This is a genomic window from Lysobacter sp. S4-A87 (assembly GCF_022637455.1).
In the GTDB taxonomy this organism is placed as follows: Bacteria; Pseudomonadota; Gammaproteobacteria; order Xanthomonadales; family Xanthomonadaceae; genus Lysobacter_J.
Genome location: NZ_CP093341.1, coordinates 2,904,916 through 2,930,791, shown reverse-complemented (window position 1 = coordinate 2,930,791; position 25,876 = coordinate 2,904,916). Strand labels below are relative to the sequence as shown.

Here is a 25,876-nt window from a genome sequence, read left to right as displayed (position 1 = left end):
TTCGCGGGAGTCCCGCGTGAGCTGAGTCGGACATTGGCAGGAGGGATTCGCATGCACCTGGACGCAGGGAGCCACGAACGGCATAGCGCAAGGCCACGCCGAACGTCCTCGCGGCTGCGCGGATGGATCTTCCACGCAGGGTGCCTGTTCCACATTGCACTCTGTCTGCCTGCGAGCGATGCCAGAGCCGCGTGCACGCCAGGCATCAACTGCACGGCAGGCGATGGCGAAGTGTTCACGCTGCCCGATACACAATTCCCGCAGATGTCCTACACCGCGCCTTCGGGCGCCGTGCTGTCTGCCGTCGGCAGCGGGGCGAGCATCACGGCCAATGGACTGGGCCTGACCGCGCTGCTTGGCGACGGCGTGATCGCAGGATCACCGCCCGTCGGCGGCGGAGCACCGGTCGCAGGTGCGGTGACGCTTGATGGCGGTTTCGTCACTGCTACACAGGCCGGGCTCGTGTCGCAAGGCGCTGGCATCATTTCTGCAACCAATCTCATGATCAATGCAGGGCAGACCGCAGGTGCCTGGCTGCCCACCCTCGGCGATGGATCCAACACCAATCGCATGATCCTGGCGAGCAGCTCCATCGACACCGCAGCCGACGACGTCGCGGGCTTGTTGGTGGATTCCAGTGCGAGACTCGACGCGACCAACGTGGCCATCCGCACCAGCGGCGACGGCGCGCACGGCGTTGCCGCAAGCGGAACGGTGACGTACGCCGGCGGCAGCATCGAGACAGGCGGGAACGGAGCCCGCGGACTGGTGGCCTCCGGCACCGGCTCCATCAGCGCGGCTGGCACCGCGGGCAATCCTTTGTTGATCACCATCAACGGCGACGATGGGATCGGCGCATTGGCCACCGGCGGCGCGTCGGTCACCGTTGCGTCCGCGCAGATCAGCGTCCGTGGCGGAACAGGCACCGATGCGGGGGCCGCGGCTTTCGGCACCGGCTCGACCCTCACGCTGACCGACAGCATCATCGTTGCGCCCAACCAGGGAGCTGGCGCGTACGGGGTGGGGGTGGAGGACGGCGGACACGCGATCATCAGGGGGGGCTCGATCAGCAGCGTCGCCAGCGCACTGCGCGTCCAGCAGGGCGGGATCATCGACGCCACCGACGTCGCCCTCAGTGCATCAGGCGCCAGCGCAATCGGCGTGAACGTCAACCACGGCACGGTCAATCTGAGCGGGGGCTCGATCACCACTACGGGCAATGGCAGCCACGGCATGAACGCCGCCAGCGGAACCGACTCGATCATCAACGCCGACGGCGTAACGGTTGACGCGACCGGTAACGGCGTCAATGTCGGCAACTCCAGCAGCGTCAAGTTCAGCAACGGCTCGGTCCGGTCCAGTCAGTCGCACGGTGTGCGTGCCATCTCGGCCGGAGCCGCCGCGCTGAGCAACAGCACCATCATCGCGTCCAGTGACAACGTCTTCGGGTTGCTTGCAACCGGCGAGAACTCCTCGATCGCGGCCGACACCGTTCGTGTGTCGACGCTGGGTGAGGCCGCGAACGGCCTTCAGGCCGACAATGCCGGCAACATCAGCTTTGCCAGCGGCACCGTCGATACGCAGGGCCAGAACGCGATTGGCCTGTTCGCCACCGGCATCGGCTCGGCCATCACCACCGGTGGCCTGCTGGCGGTGACGACCCGCGGCGCCTTCGCGCATGGCGTGCAAGCGCAGCTGGGCGGGCGCATCGCGACTTCCGGATCATCGACCCCCACGCTCCGCGACGTCGCCATCTCCACGCAGGGGGCCGATGCCTACGGTGTGTACGCAATCGATCCAGGCACGCGGATCGACGGTACTGGCCTGGACCTGACGACCACTGGCTCGCGGGCTTTTGCGATCTTCGTCCAGGGTGGTGCCACCGTCACGCTGGCGACCTCGACCATTGCCACCCAGGGCGCATTCGGCGTAGCGCTGCGTACCTCGGGCGCCGGCAGCGGGTTGACTGCGACGGGACTGCGCGTGAGCACGCTCGGCGGCGGCGCCCACGGCGCCGAAGTCCTCGACGACGGGCGAATTGGCGTGGCAGGCAGCACGATATCCACAACCGGGCCGGGCGCCAGCGCGCTGGTTCTGAGTGGCCGCCAGGCTCGACTCAACGTGCGAGCTTCCTCAGCAGCACACTGGCCAGTGCCAGCGCGCCGGCGATCCACGTCTACGGCGACCGTGCAAGCATCGAACTGGCAGATTCGTCTGTCGCGGGCAACGGCGTCCTGCTCGAAGTAGATGCGCTTGCCGACAGCGTCCTCACCGCGGCCAACTCCGTGCTCACCGGAGCCGCGCGACTGGGCTCGACAAGCACGTCCACGCTGATCCTGCATGACAGCAGGTGGAACGTGACCGGGGATTCCACCCTCACCACGCTGGTCAATGACCCGAGCCTGATCGCGTTCTCCACCCCCGGTGGCGAACCGGCGCTGGCGTCCAGCTACAAGACGTTATCGACAGCAAACTACAGCGGCGACGGCACGATCGCCCTCAACGCCTATCTCGGCGAGGATGGCGCGCCTGCCGATCGCCTGGTGATCGATGGTGGCTTCGCGGTTGGGACGTCGTTGTTGCGCGTGACCAATACCGGCGGTCCCGGCGCGGTCACTACGGGGAACGGCCTGGAGGTCATCGGAACGCGCAACGGTGGTGCGACGGCATCGAACGCATTTACTGTCGACCCGGACCAGCCAGTCGTTGCCGGTCCGTATGAGTATCTTCTGTATCGCGGCTCCGCGGACGGCAGCGCGCCGCAAAGCTGGTACCTGCGCTCGGTGCTCGACTGCTTCGCACCCGGACGGCCGTCGCCACCCTGCCCGCCAGCGGCGCCGACACCGCCGGCACCGGAGCCGCCCGCACCTCCGGCGCCTCCTGCGCCACCAACACCCCCAGCACCACCCACGCCGCCTCCCGTGCCCCCACCCGTGCCCCCACCTGATCCTGGACCCACTCCGCGGCCAATTCCGCATTATCGTCGCGAGGTATCGCTCGTCGCCGCATTGCCGGCGATGGCGCTGTACTACGACCGGGCGCTCGTCAGCACGCTGGAGACGCGCACCGGCGGCTTGGCTCCGTTGCAGAGCGCCAGTGAAAGAGCAAGGACCGACGACATCGCGAATACCGCGTGGGCGCGCGTGTTCGTCGTCGATGGCGAACGCAGCGGCGACCCAATCGGGATCTACGGTTTCGACGGCCCCAGGTTCGACTACCAGTTCCGCGCATTGCAGGCAGGGACTGATCTGTATCGCGGCGAAGACGCACAGGATCGGCGCCGGGACCGCGCGGGCGTATTCATTGCCTACGGCAAGGGCGATGCCGATGTCACTCACCACCTTGCCGACGTGGCTACCTACGATGCAGGTCACGACAAGTTCGATGCCGCCACGGTCGGTGGCTACTGGACGCACCAGGGCGTGAAGGCACGCTACGTCGATGCTGTTGTGCACGCCACCTGGTACGACTTCACGTCCGTGCCAAATCGCCTGGGCCCGAGCAGCGCCGATGGCTTTGGATGGGGCGCGTCGGTGGAAGGCGGATGGGCCCTGGCGCTGGACGAACCGGGTCGATGGCATCTGAACCCGCAGGCCCAGCTGATGTATCAGCGCATCAGCATCGACGACATGGTCGATGGCGTTTCAGGCATCCGCTTTGACGACACCGACTCATTCATTGGGCGCCTGGGTGTCAGTGTCGACCGCGATTGGGCGGGTGAAACCGCGCAAGGCCGACCGCGCCGGACCATCGTCTGGTTGCGCGCCAATGTCTGGCACGAGTTCCAGGGAACGCCACGCGTTGAATTCTCGTCCTCCCGCGGCTTCATTCCGTTCGAGGCCGACCTGGGCGGTACCTGGGGGGAGCTTGGCATCGGTCTTTCGATGCAGGTGTCGCAGACTCTCCGCGTCCTGGTGGAGGCGGGCGACTCGTCAACGTTCGATGGCAAAGATGAGGCCTGGAACGGGAACGTAGCGCTGCGTTGGCAATGGTAGATGCTCGCTGTCGAGCAGACATGGATTCCGCAAATGAGAAGGCCACCCCGACAACGGAGTGGCCTCTTCTGCAACATCGAACTGCCTCCCACGTGGAGCCAGCAGCGCGCCTACCTCAGCCGCACTTCGAATATCCGCAGTTCAAGCACGTCGCGCAGCCATCCATGATGACCACCGCCTTGGTGTTGCACTTGTGGCACATTGTCGCGCTCGGCGGGAAGCTGGCGCCCTCACCGGTCACTTCGACGTCCTCGCTGCGCGGGATGTCGCTGACGCGCGGCTCTGGGAACAGCTCGCCGTGGCCTACGTCAGAGTTTTTTTTTGACAGCTGGTTGTAAGCAGCACGCTTCTCGGCGATCAGGGCGCGCTGGGCGTCGCTCATTTCCGGGTCGTGCATCAGGCCGATCGACTTGAGGTGGTCCTCGACGATGCTGCCCAGCTCGGCCACCAGCGACGGCATGTACACGCCGCCGGCCTTGAAGTAGCCGCCCTTGGGGTCGAACACGGCCTTCATCTCGTCGACCAGGAACGTGACGTCGCCGCCCTTGCGGAACACGGCTGACATGATGCGGGTCAGCGCGACGATCCACTGGAAGTGGTCCATGTTCTTCGAGTTGATGAAGATCTCGAAGGGACGGCGCAGCTCATGCTCGGTGCCGGCGTTGAGGACGATGTCGTTGATCGTCACGTACAGCGCGTGCTCGAACAGGGGCGATTTGATCTTGTAGGTGGAGCCGATCAGGATTTCGGGGCGCTCGATGCGCTCGTGCATCTGGATGACGTCGGCGGTCGGCAGCGATTCGACCGTGGCGACGGGCGCGGGACGCGCAGCCTCTTTCGCCTTGTCTTCCGGGGTGACGACGCTGTAGCCCTTGATTTTCTTGTCGATCTTGACGGCCATGAACCCGCTCCTGGTGCGGTAACGCTGATCTAGTTATGTGTCGCTTAAGGCGGTCGCCGCGCCACTGGGACGCGGCGACCAATCGGGGCACTTACTTCCTGGCAGCTTTCTTCGCGACCTTCTTGGCGGGTCGCTTGGCTGCCTTCTTCGCCACCTTCTTGGCAGCGGCCTTCTTGGCCGGCGCCTTCTTCACGGCTTTCTTGGTGGCTGATTTCTTCGCGACCTTCTTCGTCGCAGTCTTCTTCGTGGCCTTCCTGGCGGCCTTCTTCACGGCCTTCCTGGCAACCTTCTTCGTTGCCTTCTTCGCCGTCTTCTTCGCCGTCTTCTTCGCCGTCTTCTTCGCCGTCTTCTTCGCCGTCTTCTTCGCAGCAGCCTTCTTCACCGCCTTCTTCGCGGTCTTCTTGGTTGCAGCCTTCTTGGTCGCCTTCTTCGCGACCTTCTTGCCGGCCTTTGCCTTCAGCGACGAAGCTTCCTTCTTGGCCTTTGCGCTGGCAGCGGCGAGCTTCTTCTTGGCGGTGCCCACCGCCTTCTTGGCGGCCTTGCGTGCCTTCTTGGCGGTGGTCTTGACCGACGCCACCGCTTCCTCGGCACGGTGCATCACCGCGCTGGAAATGTTGGATGCGGTTTCTTTCACGTTATCGGCGGCCTGCGACAGGGTCGCCGTCACTCCGTTGCCATTGCTCATGTGCCCTCCTGACGGGCGTCAAAACTGGTTGGCCTGGTACGGTAATCGGGGTGTTGCAAGGGCGATGCTATACCTGCTGCAGCTGCATGACACGATGAATGCGTCGCGCGTACGGGCCGGGTACATGAACACGGAACCGGCCCTGGTTCAGCGTCGAGGCGATGAAACGGCCGCCTCCTGCCTTCGCCGATGTCGTTCCGAAGTGGCGAGGAACCTGCTTCCCCCGGGTGCCGATGTTGCCTGACGCCATGAAAGCAGGTCCCTCCCTGCGCTCGGAACGACAGCGCTCAAAACTTGCCGTAATACCCTTCCTTCAATGCATCGAACAGGTTGGCGGCGGTGTGCATCTCGCCGTCGTATTCGATCTGCTCGTTGCCCTTGACCTCGAGCACGCTGCCGTCTTCGAGCTCGAAGCGGTAGGTGGTGTTCTCCAGGTCGGCTTCCTTGACCAGCACGCCCTGGAAGGCGGCCGGGTTGAAGCGGAACGTGGTGCAGCCCTTCAGCCCCTGCTGGTGGGCGTAACGGTAGATGTCCTTGAACTGCTCGTACGGGTAGTCGGTCGGGACGTTGGCCGTCTTGGAGATCGAGCTGTCGACCCACTTCTGCGCCGCGGCCTGCACGTCGACGTGCTCCTTGGGCGAGATGTCGTCAGCGGAGATGAAGTACTCCGGCAGCCTGGCGTGCTCTTCATCCGAGAACGGCATGGCCTTGGCGTTGATCAGCTCGCGGTAGGCCAGCAGCTCGTAGGAGTAGACGTCGACCTTTTCCTTCGACTTCTTGCCTTCGCGGATCACGTTGCGGCTGTAATGGTGCGCGAAGGAAGGCTCGATGCCGTTGGAGGCATTGTTGGCCAGGCTCAGCGAGATCGTGCCGGTCGGCGCGATCGAGCTGTGGTGGGTGAAGCGCGCGCCGGTCTCGGCCAGTTCGTCCACCAGCTCCGGCGCCACCGAGGCGACGCGCTGCATGTAGCGGCTGTAGCGGGCGTGCAGGACGCGGCCGGGGATGTCCTGGCCGATCTTCCAGCCGTCCTTCACCATCTCCGGACGCTTGCGCAGCATCTCGGCATCGACGGCGAACAGCTCGTCCATGATCGGCGCGGCGCCCTTTTCCTTCGCCAGCGCCAGGCCCATTTCCCAGCCGGCCACGGCCATCTCGCGGGAGATGCGCTCGGTGAACTCGCACGATTCCTTGCTGCCGTACTTCATGCGCAGCATGGTCACGGTGCTGCCCAGGCCGAGGAAGCCCATGCCGTGGCGGCGCTTGCGCATGATCTCGTTGCGCTGCTGCTCCAGCGGCAGGCCGTTGACCTCGACCACGTTGTCGAGCATGCGGGTGAACACACGCACGACTTCCTTGTACTCCTCCCAGTCGAAGGTCGCCTGGTCGGTGAACGGGTCGCGCACGAACTTGGTCAGGTTGACCGAGCCCAGCAGGCAGGCGCCGTAGGCCGGCAGCGGCTGCTCGCCGCAGGGATTGGTTGCGCGGATGTTCTCGCACCACCAGTTGTTGTTCATCTCGTTGACGCGGTCGATGAGGATGAAACCCGGCTCGGCGTAGTCATACGTCGAGACCATGATCATGTCCCACAGGTGGCGGGCACGGATGTGGCCGTAGATCTTGCAGGCCACCAGGCCGTCGTCGCGGACGATGTAGTTGCGGTGGGTCGGCCACTCGCGCCAGACGACCTGGGTCGCGTCGTCGAGGTTGATGTCGCCCTTTTCCTTCATGTTGACCGGGAACACCAGCGGCCAGTCGGCGTCGGTGTCGACGGCTTCCATGAAGCCATCTGTAATCAATAGCGACAGGTTGAACTGGCGCAGGCGGCCGTCTTCGCGCTTGGCGCGGATGAAGTCCTTCACGTCCGGGTGGGAGACGTCGAACGTGCCCATCTGCGCGCCGCGGCGGCCACCGGCCGACGACACGGTGAAGCACATCTTGTCGTAGATATCCATGAAGGACATCGGGCCGGAGGTGTAGGCGCCGGCGCCGGCGACGAACGCGCCGCGCGGACGCAGCGTCGAGAACTCGTAGCCGATGCCGCAACCGGCCTTCAGGGTCAGTCCGGCCTCGTGGACCTTCTCCAGGATCCCGTCCATCGAGTCTTCGATGGTGCCCGAGACGGTGCAGTTGATGGTCGAGGTGGCCGGCTTGTGCTCGAGCGCGCCGGCGTTGGAGGTGATGCGGCCGGCGGGAATGGCCCCGCGGCGCAGCGCCCACACGAAACGCTCGTTCCAGTACTGCTGCTTCTCGGCATTGGGCTCGGCCTCGGCCAGGGCCTTGGCCACGCGCTGGTAGGTGGCGTCGATGTCGGAATCGACCGCCTTCCCCGTCTTGGTCTTCAGCCGGTACTTCTTGTCCCAGATGTCCTGGGAAGCGGGCTGCATCGGGATTTCCCTTTCAAGGTCCCCCCGGTCAGCCGCGGCCGTCTTGACCGCCTCGAGGCGCACTGTGCTCATGCCTGTCCTTTCTCCTCGTTCTGGCAACGGATCGGGACCGCTGCCGGTGGATTCTTATATTGGTTGCCACTCAGCCACTGGCGACTAAACAACCGCCGACGGCGATGCCCGCGACCGGTCTTGCACGTCCGCGAAACATTGGTTTTGGTTCGAATTAGGGCTCATCTTGCTCCCGTTCCGCGCCATCCCCCGAGGACGCTCACAGTACTGCAACTCTAAGCCGGGAAAACCCTAACTTTGGGCTCCCGTCGCCTGGAAACCACTACATGTAGTGGCCGAGGCGAGGGTTCAAGCTAAACCCGGTGTTGGATTTAGTCAACGCTTTTTTGATCGCAGTCACAATGCGTGACGGCCGTCAGCGATGCAGTGCGGCAGGTGCACTTGCAACACCCGCCCGTCGGCGATGCGCGCTACAGGGGGCTGCGGCGCCGGCGCGAATGGCGGAAACTTCATGGCCTATTTAGTGGTCTTGCCAGACACTGGGCCCGATCAGCCGCTGCATGCGGCGCGCGCTCCATACCCCCTCCCCTTCAGCCAGAACGACGCGATGCGCCCTCTGCCGACCCTGCTTACCCTCTCCCTGGCGGCCGCCTTCGGCGGTTTCGCCGCAACGGCCATCCGCGACGGCCTGGAAACTCCGGCCCAGGCCGCACCCGCCGCCGCCACGGCCGTTCCGGCGGTCGCCGCGCTGCCAGCCGTGGTCAGCGGCCAGCCGCTGCCGTCGCTGGCGCCGATGCTGGCCAAGGTCACGCCGGCCGTGGTCAGCGTCCATACCAAGCAGCGGGTCAAGGTGAGCCCGTTCGGCGGCGACCCGATGTTCCGGCGCATGTTCCCGGAGCTGACCCAGGAGCGGATCAACGAATCGCTCGGCTCGGGCGTCATCGTCGATGCCCAGCGCGGCTACGTGCTGACCAACCACCACGTGATCGAAGGCGCAGACGAAGTCTCGATCACGCTCGCCGACGGGCGCACGCTCAAGGCCGAGTTCCTGGGGTCGGACCCCGATACCGACGTGGCGCTGATGCGCATCACCGCGCCCAACCTGATCGCGCTGCCGCTGGCCAACTCCGATGCGCTGCGGGTCGGCGACTTCGTGGTCGCGGTCGGCAACCCGTTCGGCATCGGCCAGACGGTGACCTCGGGCATTGTTTCCGCGGTCGGTCGCACCGGCCTGCGTGGCCTGGGCTTCCAGAACTTCATCCAGACCGACGCCTCGATCAATCCGGGCAATTCCGGCGGCGCCCTCGTCAACCTCAACGGCGAACTGGTCGGCATCAACACCGCCAGCTTCAACCCGCGCGGTTCGATGGCCGGCAACATCGGCCTGGGCTTCGCCATCCCCACCAGCCTGGCGCGCAACATCATGGGCCAGCTGATCGCCAACAACGGCGTCGTCATCCGCGGCACGCTCGGCCTGGAAACGCAGGCGGTGGATGCGCGACTGGCGCAGGGCCTGGGCCTGGACGAAGCACGCGGCGCGCTGGTCACGCAGGTGTACTCCGGTGGCGGCGCGGCCGCGGCCGGACTCAAGCCGGGCGACGTGATCGTCGCCGCCAACGGCGAGCGCATCGACGACCCGGACGCGCTGCGCAACTTCGAAGGCCTGCAGGCGGTCGGCAGCCGCGTCGCGCTGGACGTGCGTCGTGACGGCAAGGTGATCCAGCTGAACACTTCGCTGCGCGAACAACCCAAGTCGTTCCAGGGACTGGAGATGGATCCGCGCCTGGCCGGCGCCGTCTTCGCCGAGCTGCCCGAGCGCCTGCGCCAGTCGGGCTATTCGGGCGTGCTGGTCGAGTCGGTCGCGCGCGGAAGCCGCGCCGCGCAGAACGGTCTGCAGAAGGACGACATCGTCACTGCCGCTACTTCCGGCAAGTTCGAGGACCTTTCAGGTTTCCGCGCCAGCTTCACGCAGGCTCCGGCACAGTTGATCCTGCGCGTCGTACGCGGCGGCGGCCGGCAGGGCAACTTGCCGATGCAGTGACCTTGGGTCACCCTGAACCCGGGTCATGTTGGGCAGGACGGACCTGCACCCCTTACGGAGGAGTACCTGATGAATTCCACCCCCAGCGACGGCATGAAGGCCCATCTCAGCGAGGCAGGCGGTCACCTGAAGCAGGCGGCAAGCGACGCAGGCGAAGCACTGCGCGGCGCGGCGACTGCCGCCGGCGACGAGCTGCGCGTCGGCAAGGCCAACGTGAAAGCCGACCTGGCCGACTCCGCGCTGTCGGGAATCGCCGCGGCCGAGCAGGCCAGTGGCGTTGCCCGTGAGCAGGTGGATGCGCTGATGGACAAGGGCCGCGACCTGATCGACAGCGCCGCCGAACTGATCCGCGAGCGCCCGCTTGCCTCCTTCGGCGTCGCCTTCGCGGCGGGCTGGATCATCGCCAAGCTCGCCCGCAGCGGCGACAAGTAAGCCCACGTGAGCCAGGCCGGGGACGAGCGCGAGGCCGACGGACCCCAGGCCGAACGACCTGCGCCGCCGCCCGACCTGGGCGAATCGCTCGGCGACCTGGGCGCGACCGCGCGCGCCAGCCTCGGCGCCGCGACCGCATCGGCGAAAGCGATGCGCAGCCTGGTCGCCGCCGACCTGGCACTGGCGCGCAGCGCGCTCGGTCGCGCGGTCGCCTTCGCCGGCGTGGCGATCGTGTTCGGTGCTTCGGCATGGCTGTTCCTGATGGGCAGCCTGGTCGCCCTCCTCACCAGCCTGGGCCTGTCGTGGCTGCTGGCGATGCTGATCGCCGCGGTGCTCAGCCTGGCCGTCACCGCTTACGCCTGCTGGCGGGCGATGCACTACTTCGACCACACGCGCCTGCAGGCCACGCGCCGGCAGCTGGCGCGGCTGGGTATCGGCGAACTGGCCGACTTCATGCCCGGCCCGGGCTCGAGCGAATCCGCGCGCGACGCCGCCAGGCGCCATGCGCAGGCCAGCAAGGCCAGCCAGGCGCAGAAGGACGAACAGGGCATCGACGTCGCTCCGCCATGACACCCGCCATGAGCCCTCACCATGCGCTTTGAGAAGCTGATCCAGAAGGTCGAACAGGCCGAGGATGCGCTCGAGGTGAGCGAGCGCGCCGTCGCCGCCGACGTTGCCAGGCTGCGCACGTCCTGGCGCGAAGCCTGGACACCGGGACGGATCGTGATCGCCGGCCTCGCCGCCGGCTTCGTCGTCGGCCGCGCCGAACCGTTGCGCACGCTGGGCAAGGGCGGCGGGCTGATGCAACTGGTGACGATGGTGTCCGGCCTGTTTGCGGGCGGCAGTGCCCAGGTCGCGGCCGAAGGCGCCGAGCAGGCCGCCGCCAGCGCCGAGCAGGCAGTGGCGACACCGGCGAGTGCGGTGGCGGCGACCACCGGCGAAGACGATGAGGCGGCCACGCTGGCGCGCGCCGAGGCAACTGTGCAAGCTGCACGCGTCGCCGTCGTCGATCCGGTCGAACCTTGAGCATCCCCGAACCCGAAGCACCCTCCGAGCAGGGCCCGCGTCTTCCGCCGGAGGACGTCGAGGTTCCGCCCAGCCCGTTGCCGCCGCGTCCGCGATCGTCGAGCGCGGCGGTGGTGCTGGCCACGCTCGCCGTCGGCTACACGCTGTGGGCGGCGCAGGAACTGATCCTGCCGGTCCTGCTGGCGATGTTCTTCGCCCTGGTCGGCAACCCGATCATCCGCGGTCTGCAGAAGCTCTTCATCCCGCGCTTCCTTGGCGCGGTGCTGGTGCTGGTCGGCGGCCTGGCGGCGGCCGGCGCGCTCGGCAACCAGCTGGTCGAACCGGCCGGCGAATGGGTGCGGCAGGTGCCGCGCGAGATGAAGTCGATCGCGCCCAAGCTGCGCGACCTCACCAAGCCGATGCTCGACGCCAACAAGGCCGCGCAGAACATTGCCCGCGCCGCCGGCGGCGAGAGCACCGGCAAGCCGGTGCAGGTGATCCGCACCGAACTCAATGAACCCTACAAGGCGCTGACCGCGACCCCGCGTCGGGTGGCGTCGGTGCTGGCGGTGGTGCTGCTGACGTTCTTCTTCATGGTCTATGGCGACAGCCTGCAGCGAAACGCGATCGCGCTGTTGCCGACACGGCAGCAGAAGAAGCTGACGGTCGACATCCTGCATTCGATCGAAAGCGAGATCTCGCGCTACGTCCTGACCATCACCCTGATCAATCTCGCCCTCGGCCTGGCCCTGGCCGGTGCGCTGTACTGGCTCGGCGTGCCGCTGCAGGAGGCGCTGCTGTGGGGCACGATGGCGGCGATCCTCAACTTCGCGCCCTACGTGGGCCCGCTGATCGGCATCGTGATCATGCTGCTGATGGGCTTCGTCGCGTTCGACAAGCTGCTGCCGTCGCTGCTGCCGGCGGGCATCTACCTGATCCTGCACACCATCGAAGGGCAGATCGTCACCCCGATCGTGCTTGGCCGGCGCATGCGCCTGTCGCCGCTGGTGCTGATCCTGGCGCTGATGCTGTTCGGCTGGCTGTGGGGAATCATCGGCCTGCTGCTGGCGGTGCCGCTGCTGGTGTGCGTGAAGCTGGTGCTGGACCGGATCGAGGGGATGGGGGGCTGGGCGCGGTTGCTGGAGTGAAGCATCGGGGCTTCGGGCGACGGTGACCCGGGTGCGCTTCGCTTACCCGGGCTACGCGGCGGGGCGTTCGGGTGACGGCGGGGGCACGCGGCGGGGCGTTGGTGTAGCCCGGGTAAGGCCGCAGGCCGCACCCGGGGACCAGGCGCGCGACAACGTGACGGGTCCACCACTGCAAACAGGCTAAAATATCGCCATGCATTTCCCCGTCCGCGCCATCACCCTCGACCTCGATGACACCCTGTGGCCGTTCGCGCCGATCGGGGCGCGGGTCGAGCAGGTGCTGCATGAGTGGCTGCTGCAGCATTGCCCCGGCACCGCGCAGCGCTTCCCGATCGCCGCCATGCGCGAACTGCGCGAGCGCGTATTCGTCGAACGCCCCGACCTCGCCCACGACTTCAGCCAGCTGCGCAAGCTGAGCCTGGTGCGGGCGATGGAACTCAGCGGCGACGATCCGGCCCATGCCGACGCCGCCTTCGAGACGTTCTACGCCGAGCGCAACCGCGTCGAGTTCTATCCCGATTCGCTCGCCGCGCTCGAACGCCTGGCCGCGCGCGTGCCGCTGGCGGCGATCAGCAACGGCAATGCCGACCTGGCGCGCGTCGGGGTGTCGGCGCATTTCGTCTTCCAACTCGGTGCGCGCGAACACGGCACGCCCAAGCCTGCGGCGAGCATCTTCCACGCAGCGTGCCGCCAGCTCGACCTCGCGCCTGCGCAGGTGCTGCATGTCGGCGACGACATCGAGATGGACGTGATCGGCGCCAACCGCGCGGGCCTGCGCAGCTGCTGGATCAATCGCGACGCCGTGCGCTGGCCGCACGCCGACATCCGCCCCGACCTCGAATTCACCACGCTCGCCGAACTGGCAGACTGGCTGGACATGGCACAACAACCGGAACTCCTTACTGCATGAGCATCCCGCACGGTTTCGCCGACGCGAGCATCGACAGCCTGCCGCTGCACGTGGTCAGCCGCGACACGATCGGCCAGTGGCGTGCGACGCAGGACCCTTCGGCGCTGGCATGGCTGGACGCGCAGGGTTTCGACGGTTCGCCATGGACCGCGATCACGCTGCCTGCCGCCGACGGTGGCATTGCCGCTGCGGTGATCGGTGTCGCCGACCTGCTCGACCCCTACTCGTACGGCCACGCGCCCTACGCGCTGCCGTTGCGCGCCTGGTCGCTGGCGACCGACCTCGCGCCCGAGGCCCGCTCCGCCCTGCACCTGGGCTGGGGCCTGGGCAGCTACCGCTTCAACCGCTACAAGCAGCCGCTGCGCCAGCCGGCGCAGTTGCAGACTGGCGGCGACGACGAGGCCTTCGCCCAGCTCGCCGCCTGCATCCGCGTGCGCGACCTGGTCAACACGCCGACCGAGGACATGGGCCCGGACCAGCTCGAACAGGTGGCCTGCGAACTGGCCGAGCGCTTCGGCGCGCAGATCGAAGTGATCAGTGGCGACGACCTGCTGACCCGCAATTTCCCGGCGATCCATGCGGTCGGCCGTGCCAGCCACCGTGCGCCGCGCCTGATCGCGCTGCGCTGGGGCGACGAGGCACATCCGCACGTGGCCATCGTCGGCAAGGGCGTGTGCTTCGACACCGGCGGCCTCGACCTCAAGCCGGCCGACGGCATGCGCAACATGAAGAAGGACATGGGCGGCGCCGCCCATGCCATCGCCCTGGCCGAGCTGGTGATGACGCGCAAGCTGCCGCTGCGCATGACCCTGCTGGTGCCGGCGGTCGAGAATGCGGTCGGCCCCAATGCGTTCCGTCCGGGCGAGGTGGTCGCCACGCGCCAGGGCATGTCGGTGGAGATCGACAACACCGACGCCGAGGGCCGCGTGATCCTGTGCGACGCCCTCACCTATGCCGGCGAGATGAAGCCGGCGCTGCTGCTCGACTTCGCCACGCTCACCGGTGCCGCGCGCATCGCATTGGGCCCGGACCTGCCGGCGCTGTACAGCAACGACGAGGACGTCGCGCGGCTGTGGCTGGAGTCCGGCATCGAGCAGCGTGATCCGCTGTGGCGCATGCCGCTGTGGCGTCCGTACCTGCGCTACCTGACCAGCACCGTCGCCGACATCGCCAACGGTGGTCCGTCGAAGATGGCCGGCAGTGTCACCGCCGCGATCTACCTCGAGCGCTTCGTCCCGGCCGCGCAGAAGTGGGCGCACCTGGACGTCTACAGCTGGAATGACAGCGACCGCCCGGGCCGTCCGGCCGGCGGTGAAGCACAGGGCCTGCGCGGCGCGTATGGGCTGCTCAGGAAGCTGTCCTCGACGTAGTCGGGCGTTCCCCGGGTGCGCTTCGCTTACCCGGGCTACCGGTGGTGGTGGTAGCGATAACTCCTGGGCTGTGCACAAACTGACTTCCGGCAGGTTGGCGCAATCGGTTCTGTGACGTCACACTAGGCGCCGTCTTGCGTCTGGTGTGCATATGACTGCCTCGTCCGACCTGCTCAAGGAATTGCGCATAGACCGTAGCGCGCCACCGCCGCCGGCTTCACGCCGCGGCCTGTGGATCGTGATCGCCGTCATTGCGGTAGTACTCGTATTGGTACTGACGGCCTGGGCCGTGTTCGGCCGCGATCGCGCGGTCGAGGTCCAGACCGCGACCGTGACTGCCATCGGCAACGGCGGCAACGCCTCGGTGCTCGATGCCACCGGTTATGTGGTCGCCCGGCGCATGGCCACGGTGTCGGCGAAGATCACCGGCAAGGTGCGCGAAGTGATGATCGAGGAAGGCCAGAAGGTCGAGGAAGGCCAGGTCATGGCCACGCTCGATCCGATCGACGCCGATGCCGAACGCACGCTCGCCAATGCCCAGGTCGGCGCCTCGCGCAGCCAGGTCGAGAGCGTGCGCGCACGCTTGTCCGAGGCCGAGTCGAATGCCCGCCGCCTGTCGACGCTGGTCAACCAGCAGCTGGTGTCGAAGGCGCAGTACGACGAGGCCATCGCCGCGCGCGATTCGCTGCGTGCCGAGCTGACCACCTCCGAACGCAACGCCAAGGTCGCCGGCGACCGACTGCACATCGCCGACCTGGGCGTGGACAACACCATCGTGCGCGCGCCGTTCGCCGGCGTGGTCACGGCCAAGGCGGCGCAGCCGGGCGAAATAGTCTCGCCGCTGGCTACCGGCGGCTTCACCCGCACCGGCATCGGCACCATCGTCGACATGGATTCGCTGGAGATCGAGGTCGAGGTCGGCGAGGCCTTCATCGGCCGCGTGCAGCCGAAGATGCCGGTCGAGGCGACGCTCAACGCCTACCAGGACTGGAAGATCCCGGCCGAAGTGATCGCGATCATTCCTGCCGCCGACCGCGGCAAGGCCACGGTCAAGGTACGCGTCGCGCTCAAGGCCAAGGATCCGCGCATCGTCCCCGACATGGGCGTGCGCGTGAGCTTCCTGGAACCCGGCAAGACCGACGCGCCCAAGCAGAAGCCGGGCGTGCTGGTGCCGGCCGCGGCGATCGCATCGCGCGACGGCAAGCAGCTGGCCTTCGTGGTCGCCGACGAAAAGGCCGTGCAGCGCGAGGTCACCATCGGCCGCAGCCTGGGCGAGGACCGCGAAGTGACCCAGGGCCTCTCAGGCGGTGAGACGGTCGTGCTCGATCCTCCGGCCGATCTGGCCGATGGCGACCGCGTCAAGGTTGCCGCCGCCGGCGCCGAGTCCGACGGCGACGCGGCAAGCGAATAGGCACCAGGCAATCCACCTCAGCAATCAACGCAGAAATATCAACGCAGTTCCTCCTCCTACCGTTTCGAGGACGTCGCAATGTCTACGCTGGTTTCGATCCGCAATCTCAGGAAGACCTATCAACGCGGTCCGGAAAAGGTGGAGGTGCTGCACGGCATCGACCTGGACATCCCCAAGGGCGACTTCGTCGCGCTGATGGGTCCGTCCGGCTCCGGCAAGACCACGCTGCTCAATCTCATCGGTGGTCTCGACTCCCCCAGCGGTGGCGAGATCCAGGTGGAAGGCCAGCGCATCGACACCTTGAGCGGCGGCCAGCTGTCGCAGTGGCGCAGCCACAACGTCGGCTTCGTGTTCCAGTTCTACAACCTGATGCCGACGCTCAACGCGCAGAAGAACGTCGAGCTGCCGCTGCTGCTGACCAAGCTGTCGTCGGCGCAGCGCAAGCGCAATGCCGAGATCGCCCTGCAGCTGGTCGGCCTGGCCGACCGCGGCAAGCACCGCCCGAATGAGCTGTCCGGCGGTCAGCAGCAGCGCGTGGCGATTGCCCGCGCGATCGTTTCCGACCCGACCTTGCTGATCTGCGACGAACCGACCGGCGACCTCGACCGCCAGTCCGCCGAGGAGATCCTGGCGCTGCTGCAGTCGCTCAATCGCGACCACGGCAAGACCATCATCATGGTCACCCACGACCCCAAGGCCGCCGATCACGCCCAGCGCACGATCCATCTCGACAAGGGCACCCTGGTCGAGCGTGAGCTGGCGGTGGAGCACTGACATTCCGTAGCCCCTCTCCCGCCTGCGGGAGAGGGGTTGGGGTGGGGGCAGCGCGCGGACACGTTTCGGCCGCCCTCCCTCATCCGCCCTTCGGGCACCTTCTCCCGCGCGCGGGTGAAGGGATCATCAGAGTTTCGAGGAAGCAGAGATGAAATACCTGCACCTGATCTGGGCCGCGCTGTTCCGCAGCAAGACCCGCACGTTCCTGACGCTGTTGTCGGTGATCACCGCATTCCTGCTGTTCGGGATGCTCGACTCGGTGCGCGTGGCGTTCAACTCCAGCGCCAACGTCGCCGGCTACGATCGCCTGATCACCACGTCCAAGCTGTCGATCACCCAGTCGCTGCCGTACCGCCTGCAGACGCAGATCGAACAGGTTCCCGGCGTGGCAAAGGCCTCGTACGCGACCTGGTTCGGTGGCATCTACCAGGATCCGAAAAACTTCTTCCCCAACTTCTCCGTCGGCCCGGGCTATATCGAGCTGTACCCGGAGTACATCATCCCGCCCGACCAGTTGAAGGCGTTCTACGCAACGCAGAACGGCGCCATCGTCGGCGAGGCGCTGGCCAAGCTGCACGGCTGGAAGATCGGCGACACGATTCCGCTGCAGGCAACGATCTTCCCGACCAAGGGCAGCAACAACTGGACGTTCAAGCTGGTCGGCATCTTCAAGCTCGCCGACAACAGTCGCAAGGGCGAAGAAAAGCAGTTGATGTTCAACTGGAAGTACTTCGACGAGGCCAACGACTTCAGCAAGGGCCAGGTGCACTGGTACGTGGTGGACCTGGTCAATGCCAACCAGTCGACCCAGGTCGCGCGCGCGATCGATGCGCTGTCTGACAACTCCGACCACGAGACCAAGACGCAGACCGAGCAGGCCTTCAACCAGGCCTTCTTCAAGCAGATCGGCGACATCGGCCTGATCGTCACCTCGATCATGGGCGCGGTGTTCTTCACCCTTGTCCTGCTGACCGGCAACACGATGGCGCAGGCCGTGCGTGAGCGCATTCCGGAGCTGGCGGTGCTCAAGACGATCGGTTTCTCCAACCGCAGCGTGCTGTGGCTGGTGCTGGCCGAGGCGACGCTGCTGGTGGTGATCGGCGGGCTGATCGGCCTGGGCATCGCGGCGATCGTGATGCCGGCGGTGAGCGCGGCGAGCATGGGGCTGATCCAGCTCCCGCACATGCCCCGCGCGACCTGGCTGCTCGGTATCGGCCTGATGCTCGCCATCGGCGTGGGCGTCGGCCTGCTGCCGGCCCTGCGCGCGATGCGCCTGAACATTGTCGACGCCCTCGCGGGCCGATAAGGGGAATCACACATGAGCCGCATGAAGAAATGGCTGGGCAATCTCGGCGTGGTGCTGGCACTGGTCGCAGGCCTGGTGGCCTGGACGATGCTGCCCTGGTATGGCGTTCTGGCGGTGCTGGTGGCGCTGGTGCTGTGGCTGCTGCTGACCCGGACCGGTCGACTGGCGCTGGAGGCGGCGAAGATCGGCATTGCCAGCCTTCCGCAGCGCTGGGGTCCGTCGGCGGTGATCGTGGTCGGCATCGCCGGCGTGGTCGGCGTACTGGTGGCGATGCTGGCGATGGGCGCCGGCTTCGAGGCCACGCTCAAGCAGACCGGCAACGACGAAACCGCGATCATCCTGCGCGGCGGTTCGCAGGCCGAGACCAACTCGGTGATCACGCGCGACCAGGTGCCGCTGATCAGTTCGCTGGCCGGCATCGCCAAGGGGGCCGACGGCCGCCCGGCGCTTTCGCCGGAGCTGTCGCAGGTGGTCAACATGGTGACCAAGGCCGACCACACCGATGCCAATGCGCAGCTGCGCGGCGTCGGCGAGGCGGCGTGGACCCTGCGGCCGCAGGTGAAGATCGTCGAAGGTCGCAAGTTCAACCCCGGCATGCGTGAGCTGGTGGTCGGCCAGGGCGCGAAGAAGCAGTACGTCAACCTGGAAGTCGGCAAGCAGCTCGAACTCGCCAACCAGGTATGGACCGTGGTCGGCGTGTTCGCTTCGGGCGATTCGCACGATTCGGAACTGTGGGCCGACGCCGACACGCTCGGCTCGACCTATCGCCGCAACGCGTACCAGTCGGTGACGGCCAAGCTCGACGGCAAGGACGGCTTCAAGAAGCTCAAGGCCGCGATGGCCGCCGATCCGCGCCTGAAGCTCGACGTCGACACGACGCGCCACTATTACGCCAAGCAGTCCGAGGGCCTGAGCAAGTTCCTCAAGATCCTCGGCACGATCATCGGCGGCATCATGGCGGTGGGCGCGGTGTTCGGCGCGTTGAACACCATGTACGCGGCGGTGGCCGGGCGTGCGCGCGAGATTGCGACGATGCGCGCCATTGGTTTCCGCGGCCTGCCGGTGGTGGTGGCGGTGATGCTGGAGACGATGCTGCTGGCGCTGCTGGGCGGCCTGGTCGGCGGTGCGATCGCGTGGCTGATCTTCAACGGTTACAGCGTGTCGACGCTGGGCAACAACTTCAGCCAGGTGATGTTCCAGTTCAAGGTCTCGCCGGAGCTGTTGTGGAACGGCCTGAAGTGGGCGCTCGGCATCGGCCTGGTCGGCGGCCTGTTCCCGGCCCTGCGCGCGGCGCGCCTGCCGGTGACCGAGGCGTTGCGCGCGGCGTAATCATCAGAACGGCTCCAAGGAAAGGGGACGCTTCGGCGTCCCTTTTTTCTGGCTGGATGACGGCTTTTGGGGGGGGCAAGGCTTGCGTCTGCGGAGTGGCGTCGTCCCCTCACCGTCATCCCCGCGAAGGCGGGGATCCATGGACGTTGCTCGCGGAACGCACCCAAACCCCACTCCCGCAATCAGGAGAGGGGCTCAATAGCAGGCCTCAGGCAGGCTGCACCGACATCCTGCGCGCGCGCATCAGCCCGTCGATCGCGAAGATCGCCAGCGCCACCCAGATGAAGATGAAGCCGGTGGCGCGATCACGGTCGAATGCCTCACCGAAGACCAGCACGCCGAGCAGGAACTGGATGGTCGGAGCGATGTACTGCATCAGCCCGACCACCGACAACGGCACACGACGCACCGCGAAAGCGAAGCCGATCAGCGGCAGCGCCGTCAGCACCCCGCAGAACACCAGCAGCGCATCGACGCCCAGGCTCCAGCCACTGGCGAAGTGGCCACTGCCCTGCGTCTCGCACCACAGCAACACCAGCAGCGCCGGCAGGAACAGATACACACTCTCCACCCCCAGCCCACTGACCGCATCGACCGCCACCAGCTTGCGGATCAGCCCGTACAGCGCGAACGACAGCGCCAGGCCAATGGCGATCCACGGCGGCTGGCCGTACTGCCAGGTCAGCCACGCCACGCCGGTCGCCGCCAGCGCCACCGACAGCCACTGCACGCGGTTGAGCCGCTCGTGCAGGAACACCACGCCGAACAGCACGCTCACCAGCGGATTGATGAAATAGCCCAGGCTGCTCTCGACCACGTGGCCAGCGTTCACCGCCCACACGTACAGGCCCCAGTTGAACGCGATCAGCGTGCCACTGAGCGCCAGCATCCACGCCGCGCGCGGTCGCGCCAGGGTCGCGCGCAGCCAGCCGCGGCCCTGCTTCCAGACCAGCCACGCAGCCACCAGCAGCGCGCTCCAGACGATGCGATGCATCACGATCTGCAGCGACGGCACCACCTTCAGCAGATGCCAGTACAACGGCATCAGCCCCCACAGCACGAATGACGCAGCCGCGACCCAGAGGCCGCCGCGCACGGTGGCGTGGTCGCTCATGCTGCCGGCTCTGAAGGCGCAGACGCAGGCTGTGCAGCTGCGGCTGCCGGCGTCGACTTGCCCGCGCGCGCCTTGGCCAGGGTGATGATGACCACGCCGACCAGGATCACCGCCATCGCGCCCAGGTCGTGCGCGGTGAAGTGCTCGCCGCCGATCAGCGCGCCGAACAGCACCGCGATCGGCGGATTGACGTAGGCATAGCTGGTCGCCAGCGCCGGACGCACATGATGCAGCAGCCAGATGTAGGCGGTGAAGCCGAAGATCGAGCCGGCCACGACCAGGTACAGCAGCGCGGTGGTGGCGCTGGCGCTGGGCATCGCGGTCATGCGCTCGCCGTGCAGCCCGGCGGCGATCAGCATCCACACGCTGCCGGTGAGCATCTGCCCGGCGGCGGACATGAACGGTTGCGGCAGGTCCTGGTCACGGCTCCAGATCGAGCCCCAGGCCCACGCGATCGGTGCGATCACCAGGCACACCAGGCCGAGCATCGACGACGACAGCTCGCCGCCGGCATTGAGCCAGAGCACGCCGAGGAAGCCGATGATCAGGCCGACCCATTCGATCTTCGACGGGTGACGGCCGCGCAGCATCGCGAACACGCCGGCGAACAGCGGCATCGAGGCCACGGCGATGGCCGCAAGGCCGGAGCCGACTTCGGTCTCGGCCAGGTTCACCAGGCCGTTGGACAGCAGCACCATCCAGATCGACAGCACCCACAGCGTGCGCCACTGCTTGCCGGTCGGCCTGGGCACGCCGCGCCAGCGCAGCACTGCGTACATGATCGCGCCGGCCAGGAACATGCGCCCTGCGCCGAGCAGGAACGGCGGATAGCTTTCCAGGGCGAAGCGGATCGCCAGGTAAGTCGAGCCCCAGAGGATGTAGACCGAGGCCAGGGCAATGGCGACGGCAAGCGCGCCGGGAGCGGCGCGGGCGGCGGTGGGTGCAGCGGTGCTCATGCGGATTCCACGTGGGGGTGGGTGGGTGCTGCCCTCCGACGCGACCAGCACCGCGCCGTGCAGCGCACCTCGTGCCGTCAGCGACGGCCGGGACGCCGCACCGCCGGTGCTGGAGACGTTCGGATGACTGAATCGTAACGGCAGCGGCCGCGACGCGATTGTTATATCGTGCGCAGAAACGCAAAAATTTTGCGAGGCGCCCGTGATGCTGGACGAGTTCGACCATCGCCTGCTGGAGCTGCTGCAACGCGATGCCTCGGTGACGCTGACCGCGCTCGGCGAAGCGGTCGGGCTGTCGGCCAGCGCCGTGCAGCGCAGGCTCACCCGCTACCGCAAGAGCGGCCTGCTGCGGCAGATCGCCGTGCTCGACCCCACGCAGCTCGGCACCACGCTGGCGACGGTACTGGTGGCGATGGAGCGCGAGTCGGCCAAGCTGCACGCCGCGTTCCACGCGCGCATGCGCACGGCACCGGAAGTGCAGCAGTGCTACACGCTGGCCGGCGAGTGGGACTACCTGGTGATCCTGTCGACCACCGGCGTGGCGCACTGCCGCGAAGTGGCGGACCGGTTGTTCATGGACGAGGGCAACATCAAGCGCTACGAGACGCGGATGGTGTTCGACGTGGTGAAGGCGGGGCTGCATGTGCCGACGCGGGCACCGGCCAAGCGCAGGAAGTAGCGGTGTCAGGCGGCGCGTTCGCGCGCCAGCACCTTCTGCTTCATCGGCAGCCCCCAGCGATAGCCGCCCAGCGATCCATCGCCACGGATCACGCGATGGCACGGCACCACGATCGCCAGGTGGTTGCCGGCGCAGGCACTGGCCACGGCGCGCGTCGCCCGCGGCTGTCCGATCGCGCGCGCGACTTCGGCGTAGCTGCGCGTTTCGCCGCGCGGGATCTTCATCAGCGCGTCCCACACCTTCTTCTGGAACGCGGTACCGATCAGGTCCACCGGCACCTGCGCCTGCTTGTCGGCCAGTGCGTCGGCGACGGCGCGCAGGCGCGGCGCGAGGAACTCGTCGCGGCCAACATCCACACGCTGGAGCTGCGCCTGCGGAAACTCTTCCTGCAGGCGCGCCTCGAGCAGCTGCGCGTCCTCGCCCAGTTCGATCATGCACACGCCGCGTTCGGTGGTCGCCACCAGCGCCTGGCCCAGCGCGGTCGGGGCGATGCTCCAGCGGATCTGCTCGCCGGCACCACCGGCGCGATAGCGTGCCGGCGTCATGCCCAGCTTCGCCGCCCCACCCTCGTACACGCGCGAGGGCGATCCGTAGCCGGCGTCGTATAGCGCCGCACTGACATCACTGCCTTCGCGCAACGCAACCTTGAGGGTGCCGAGCTTGCGCTGGGCGAGGTACTCGGCCGGGCTCAGGCCGAAGCGGGCGACGAACTGGCGCTGCAGGTGCGAGGCACTCAGGCCAACCGTGGCAGCGATTTCGGTCAGCGTCGGCTCGCCGGCCTCGAGCAGTTGCCGGGCGTGGTCGAGCTTGTCGCGGAGCTGGCGGACAGTGTTCATGGGGCAAAGCGTAACGGGCGCCCTGAGGCGCCCGCTATCCGATTCTTGTTGCGGCAGGCGCGAGGGGCGCCCTGCCCTCACCCCGACCCTCTCCCGCAAGCGGGAGAGGGGGAAGTTCGGGAATCAGTCCGCCCAGTGACCCACCGTGGTCGCCGTCGGCAGCACCAGCGTGGAGAGCTGGCGGTCGTTGTTGAGCAGGTGAACCGCATCGGCCAGGATCGCCGCCGATTCGCGCAGCAGCGGGTCCGGACGGTTCTCGGCCAGCTTCTCGCGTTCGGCATCCTTGGCGATGTCGCGCTCGTTCGCCGCCAGGCCGTCGTCGTTGTAGTCGTCGGCGAGAGGATCCAGGTCCAGGCCCAGCGCCTTGCGCTCTTCCTGGCGCTGCTTGCGCTTGCTGTCGTCGCGGTCACGCTCGCTGCGGCGCTCGGCCTCGTTGAGGCTCACCCACTTCTTGGCGCGCTCCTCGCGGAACTGGGCAACGTCGTCCGACCACCACTGGAATTCCTTGTCCTTGGCGATGCGGGCGGTGTGCAGCGTCTCGAGCTTGGGCAGGAGCGGTGCGAAGTTGCCGTACGCGGTGTGCGGCACCGCCGAGATGCGGGTCCACGGCAGCGCGTTGTCGTAGGTGCTTTCGCCGTACTCGCTGGCGTCGACGGAAACCGGGTACGACAGGTCGGGCACCACGCCCTTGTTCTGCGTCGAACCACCGCTGACGCGGAAGAACTGGGCGATGGTCAGCTTGACCTGGCCGAAGCGCGCTTCTTCGTTGGCCGGCCAGCGGTCGAGGTCGACCAGGTTCTGCACCGTGCCCTTGCCGAAGCTGGTTTCGCCGATGACCAGGCCACGACCGTAGTCCTGGATGGCGCCGGCGAAGATCTCGGATGCCGAGGCCGAGCCGCGGTTGATCAGCACCGCCAGCGGACCTTCCCAGGCAATGCCGCTGTCGTTGTCGCCTTCGACGCTGACGCGGCCACCGGATTCGCGCACCTGCACGACCGGACCGCGATCGATGAACAGACCGGTCAGTTCGATCGCTTCGTTGAGCGAACCGCCACCGTTGTTGCGCAGGTCGAGCACGACACCATCGACCTTCTCCTCGCGCAGCTTGGTCAGCAGCTTGGCGACGTCGCGCGTGGCCGAGGCGTAGTCGGCGCTGTTCTTGCGGCGGCCTTCGAAGTCCTGGTAGAAGCCGGGCAGCTCGATCACGCCGATGCGCTGCTGCGGCGCGCCGTTGATCGCCGGAATGGTGATGACCTTGGACTTGGCGGCCTGGTCTTCCAGGCGCACCTTGTCGCGCACCAGCACGATGCGCTGCGGCTGGCTGTCGAGGCCGGCCTCGGCCGGGATCACGTCCAGGCGCACCTTGGTGCCCTTGGCGCCGCGGATCTTGGCGACGACATCGTCGATGCGCCAGCCGATCACGTCTTCCATCGCGCCGCTCTCGCCCTGGCCGACGCCGACGACGCGGTCACCGGGCTTGAGCTTGTTGGACTTGCCGGCCGGACCGCCGGGCACGATCTCGCGGATCGCGACGACGTCATCCTGCTTCTGCAGCACCGCGCCGATGCCCTCGAGCGACAGCGACATCGACACGTTGAAGTTGTCGGCGGTCTTCGGGGTGAAGTAATCGGTGTGCGGATCGACCGAGTTGGCGTAGCTGTTGAGGAAGGTCTGGAAGACGTCCTCGCCCTTGAGCTCGGCGATCGACTTGCCCATGTTGGCGTAGCGCTTGTCGAGCGTCTTGCGGATGTCCTCGGGCTTCTTGCCGGCGAGCTTCAGGCGCAGCCAGTCGTTGCGCACCGACTGCTTCCACAGCGTGTCCAGTGCGGCGGCATCGGTCGCCCACGGTGCGTCCTCGCGGTCGTACTCGTAGCGGTCGCTGCCGGTGAAATCGAACATGTCCTGCTTGAGCAGGTTGCGCGCGTAGGTCACGCGCTGGTCGACGCGCTGCTTGTAGGTGGCGAAGATCGCGTAGGCCGGATCGAGGTCGCCACTCTTGATGGCGTCGTCGAACTTGAGCTTGTAGGCGTCGAACCTGGCGACGTCCTGCGCGGTCAGGAACTGCTTGCCGCCGTCGAGCGACTCCAGGTAGCGCTTGTAGATGTCGGCCGACAAGGTGTCGTCGAGCGCCACCGGGCGATAGGCGTAGCGGCTGTCGGAGAGCAGTCCGTACACGAGCTTGGCGGCGGTGGTCTGGTCGGCGGTGGGCGCGCGCGGCAGCGGCGACGGTTCCATCGACTTGATCAGGTTCGGCTTCTCGTGCTGCGGCAGTTCGACCTGGGTGGTCTTCTTGTCGACGCCATCGGAGGACTGCGCGAGCAATGCCAGCGGTGTGGTCAGCAGGAAAGCGAATAACGTGGTCTTGGCATTCATCGCGGGGCTCGCGGCCGTGGTGGCCTGATCTTTGGTGCGGGGGGGTCGGACGCAGGAACCGACAGCTTGTACCGGTGTTCGACAACCCCACAGTGCCGAAAGTTGCGGCGCCTGTCACCCCACCACAGGTGGGAAAAACCGTGCCATGGCCTGCACTAACGCCCGTTCATCCGAAAGCGTTCAGCTGGGCGACGGCTGGCGTTACGCGGGCGTTA

The 25,876-nt window shown here is 67.0% G+C and carries 20 protein-coding genes and 1 pseudogene; 14 read left to right on the top strand and 7 right to left on the bottom strand.

Translation table 11 applies throughout. From position 1 onward, the window contains the following. Positions 1–231: 231 nt before the first annotated feature. Entirely contained in the window at positions 232–2,247 is a 2,016-nt protein-coding gene (locus MNR01_RS13130) for a hypothetical protein (RefSeq protein WP_241918218.1), read from the top strand. Positions 2,248–2,285: 38 nt separating this feature from the next. Then, the gene (locus MNR01_RS13125; protein WP_345779012.1) at positions 2,286–3,995 is read left to right on the top strand and encodes an autotransporter outer membrane beta-barrel domain-containing protein; all 1,710 of its coding nucleotides are present in this window, start codon (positions 2,286–2,288) and stop codon (positions 3,993–3,995) included. A gap of 115 nt (positions 3,996–4,110) precedes the next feature. Here the strand turns inward: MNR01_RS13125 and MNR01_RS13120 are convergent, their stop codons facing one another. From MNR01_RS13120 to MNR01_RS13110, 3 genes are all read right to left on the bottom strand, one after another. Then, a complete protein-coding gene (locus MNR01_RS13120; RefSeq protein WP_241918216.1) occupies positions 4,111–4,896 on the bottom strand; it encodes an NrdJb in 786 nt (261 codons plus the stop codon). Positions 4,897–4,987: 91 nt separating this feature from the next. Further along, positions 4,988–5,581: a hypothetical protein gene (locus tag MNR01_RS13115; RefSeq protein WP_241918215.1), complete on the bottom strand. Its 594-nt coding sequence runs from the start codon at positions 5,579–5,581 to the stop codon at positions 4,988–4,990. Between the two features lie 287 nt (positions 5,582–5,868). Next, a complete protein-coding gene (locus tag MNR01_RS13110) occupies positions 5,869–8,037 on the bottom strand; it encodes an adenosylcobalamin-dependent ribonucleoside-diphosphate reductase (RefSeq protein ID WP_241918214.1) in 2,169 nt (722 codons plus the stop codon). A 547-nt stretch (positions 8,038–8,584) separates the two neighbouring features. Between MNR01_RS13110 and MNR01_RS13105 the strand changes: the two genes are divergently transcribed. The 11 genes and pseudogenes from MNR01_RS13105 (at position 8,585) to MNR01_RS13055 (ending at position 19,703) form a co-directional block, all read left to right on the top strand. Further along, positions 8,585–10,018 (top strand): trypsin-like peptidase domain-containing protein, encoded by a 1,434-nt coding sequence (locus MNR01_RS13105; RefSeq protein ID WP_241918213.1) that lies wholly within the window; start codon positions 8,585–8,587, stop codon positions 10,016–10,018. A 69-nt stretch (positions 10,019–10,087) separates the two neighbouring features. Continuing rightward, complete coding sequence (locus tag MNR01_RS13100) at positions 10,088–10,450, top strand: hypothetical protein (RefSeq protein WP_241918212.1); 363 nt, start codon at positions 10,088–10,090, stop codon at positions 10,448–10,450. Between the two features lie 6 nt (positions 10,451–10,456). After that, a pseudogene (locus MNR01_RS13095) lies at positions 10,457–10,885 on the top strand (phage holin family protein); the annotation flags it as partial. A 156-nt stretch (positions 10,886–11,041) separates the two neighbouring features. Then, positions 11,042–11,476 carry a hypothetical protein gene (locus MNR01_RS13090; RefSeq protein ID WP_241918210.1) on the top strand — a complete coding sequence of 145 codons (435 nt, stop codon included), beginning with the start codon at positions 11,042–11,044 and terminating at the stop codon, positions 11,474–11,476. A 77-nt stretch (positions 11,477–11,553) separates the two neighbouring features. Next, positions 11,554–12,603, top strand: a complete 1,050-nt coding sequence (locus MNR01_RS13085) for an AI-2E family transporter (protein WP_241920624.1) — start codon at positions 11,554–11,556, stop codon at positions 12,601–12,603. Positions 12,604–12,796: 193 nt separating this feature from the next. Continuing rightward, positions 12,797–13,513, top strand: a complete 717-nt coding sequence (locus MNR01_RS13080) for an HAD-IA family hydrolase (RefSeq protein ID WP_241918209.1) — start codon at positions 12,797–12,799, stop codon at positions 13,511–13,513. Beyond that, positions 13,510–14,883 carry a leucyl aminopeptidase family protein gene (locus tag MNR01_RS13075; RefSeq protein WP_241918208.1) on the top strand — a complete coding sequence of 458 codons (1,374 nt, stop codon included), beginning with the start codon at positions 13,510–13,512 and terminating at the stop codon, positions 14,881–14,883. The genes MNR01_RS13080 and MNR01_RS13075 overlap by 4 nt, the downstream gene beginning before the upstream one ends. A gap of 151 nt (positions 14,884–15,034) precedes the next feature. Continuing rightward, positions 15,035–16,294, top strand: coding sequence for an efflux RND transporter periplasmic adaptor subunit (locus tag MNR01_RS13070; RefSeq protein ID WP_241918207.1), 1,260 nt, complete (start codon positions 15,035–15,037; stop codon positions 16,292–16,294). Positions 16,295–16,372: 78 nt separating this feature from the next. Next, positions 16,373–17,068 carry an ABC transporter ATP-binding protein gene (locus tag MNR01_RS13065; RefSeq protein ID WP_200607298.1) on the top strand — a complete coding sequence of 232 codons (696 nt, stop codon included), beginning with the start codon at positions 16,373–16,375 and terminating at the stop codon, positions 17,066–17,068. Positions 17,069–17,216: 148 nt separating this feature from the next. Beyond that, on the top strand, positions 17,217–18,374 hold the full coding sequence (locus MNR01_RS13060; protein WP_241918206.1) for an FtsX-like permease family protein: 1,158 nt from the start codon (positions 17,217–17,219) through the stop codon (positions 18,372–18,374). Positions 18,375–18,395: 21 nt separating this feature from the next. Then, entirely contained in the window at positions 18,396–19,703 is a 1,308-nt protein-coding gene (locus MNR01_RS13055) for an ABC transporter permease (RefSeq protein WP_241920623.1), read from the top strand. A 208-nt stretch (positions 19,704–19,911) separates the two neighbouring features. Here the strand turns inward: MNR01_RS13055 and rarD are convergent, their stop codons facing one another. Together rarD and yedA are read right to left on the bottom strand one after the other, a co-directional pair. Beyond that, positions 19,912–20,817, bottom strand: a complete 906-nt coding sequence (gene rarD, locus MNR01_RS13050) for an EamA family transporter RarD (RefSeq protein ID WP_241918205.1) — start codon at positions 20,815–20,817, stop codon at positions 19,912–19,914. After that, a complete protein-coding gene (gene yedA / locus MNR01_RS13045) occupies positions 20,814–21,773 on the bottom strand; it encodes a drug/metabolite exporter YedA (RefSeq protein WP_241918204.1) in 960 nt (319 codons plus the stop codon). The genes rarD and yedA overlap by 4 nt, the downstream gene beginning before the upstream one ends. A 205-nt stretch (positions 21,774–21,978) precedes the next feature. Between yedA and MNR01_RS13040 the strand changes: the two genes are divergently transcribed. Further along, entirely contained in the window at positions 21,979–22,452 is a 474-nt protein-coding gene (locus MNR01_RS13040; protein WP_241918203.1) for an Lrp/AsnC family transcriptional regulator, read from the top strand. A 5-nt stretch (positions 22,453–22,457) separates the two neighbouring features. On the opposite strand, the gene MNR01_RS13035 is transcribed toward MNR01_RS13040, so the two are convergent. Together MNR01_RS13035 and MNR01_RS13030 are read right to left on the bottom strand one after the other, a co-directional pair. Next, complete coding sequence (locus tag MNR01_RS13035; protein ID WP_241918202.1) at positions 22,458–23,288, bottom strand: methylated-DNA--[protein]-cysteine S-methyltransferase; 831 nt, start codon at positions 23,286–23,288, stop codon at positions 22,458–22,460. 123 nt (positions 23,289–23,411) lie between these two features. Continuing rightward, the gene (locus tag MNR01_RS13030; RefSeq protein WP_241918201.1) at positions 23,412–25,661 is read right to left on the bottom strand and encodes a carboxy terminal-processing peptidase; all 2,250 of its coding nucleotides are present in this window, start codon (positions 25,659–25,661) and stop codon (positions 23,412–23,414) included. Between the last annotated feature and the right edge of the window lie 215 nt (positions 25,662–25,876).

Coding starts and splice junctions, on each gene's coding strand:
- MNR01_RS13120 (WP_241918216.1), bottom strand. CDS start 4,896: ATGGCCGTCAAGATCGACAAGAAAATCAAGGGCTACAGCGTCGTCACC.
- MNR01_RS13115 (WP_241918215.1), bottom strand. CDS start 5,581: ATGAGCAATGGCAACGGAGTGACGGCGACCCTGTCGCAGGCCGCCGAT.
- MNR01_RS13110 (WP_241918214.1), bottom strand. CDS start 8,037: ATGAGCACAGTGCGCCTCGAGGCGGTCAAGACGGCCGCGGCTGACCGG.
- MNR01_RS13105 (WP_241918213.1), top strand. CDS start 8,585: ATGCGCCCTCTGCCGACCCTGCTTACCCTCTCCCTGGCGGCCGCCTTC.
- MNR01_RS13100 (WP_241918212.1), top strand. CDS start 10,088: ATGAATTCCACCCCCAGCGACGGCATGAAGGCCCATCTCAGCGAGGCA.
- MNR01_RS13090 (WP_241918210.1), top strand. CDS start 11,042: ATGCGCTTTGAGAAGCTGATCCAGAAGGTCGAACAGGCCGAGGATGCG.
- MNR01_RS13080 (WP_241918209.1), top strand. CDS start 12,797: ATGCATTTCCCCGTCCGCGCCATCACCCTCGACCTCGATGACACCCTG.
- MNR01_RS13075 (WP_241918208.1), top strand. CDS start 13,510: ATGAGCATCCCGCACGGTTTCGCCGACGCGAGCATCGACAGCCTGCCG.
- MNR01_RS13070 (WP_241918207.1), top strand. CDS start 15,035: ATGACTGCCTCGTCCGACCTGCTCAAGGAATTGCGCATAGACCGTAGC.
- MNR01_RS13065 (WP_200607298.1), top strand. CDS start 16,373: ATGTCTACGCTGGTTTCGATCCGCAATCTCAGGAAGACCTATCAACGC.
- MNR01_RS13060 (WP_241918206.1), top strand. CDS start 17,217: ATGAAATACCTGCACCTGATCTGGGCCGCGCTGTTCCGCAGCAAGACC.
- MNR01_RS13055 (WP_241920623.1), top strand. CDS start 18,396: ATGAAGAAATGGCTGGGCAATCTCGGCGTGGTGCTGGCACTGGTCGCA.
- rarD (WP_241918205.1), bottom strand. CDS start 20,817: ATGAGCGACCACGCCACCGTGCGCGGCGGCCTCTGGGTCGCGGCTGCG.
- yedA (WP_241918204.1), bottom strand. CDS start 21,773: ATGAGCACCGCTGCACCCACCGCCGCCCGCGCCGCTCCCGGCGCGCTT.
- MNR01_RS13040 (WP_241918203.1), top strand. CDS start 21,979: ATGCTGGACGAGTTCGACCATCGCCTGCTGGAGCTGCTGCAACGCGAT.
- MNR01_RS13035 (WP_241918202.1), bottom strand. CDS start 23,288: ATGAACACTGTCCGCCAGCTCCGCGACAAGCTCGACCACGCCCGGCAA.
- MNR01_RS13030 (WP_241918201.1), bottom strand. CDS start 25,661: ATGAATGCCAAGACCACGTTATTCGCTTTCCTGCTGACCACACCGCTG.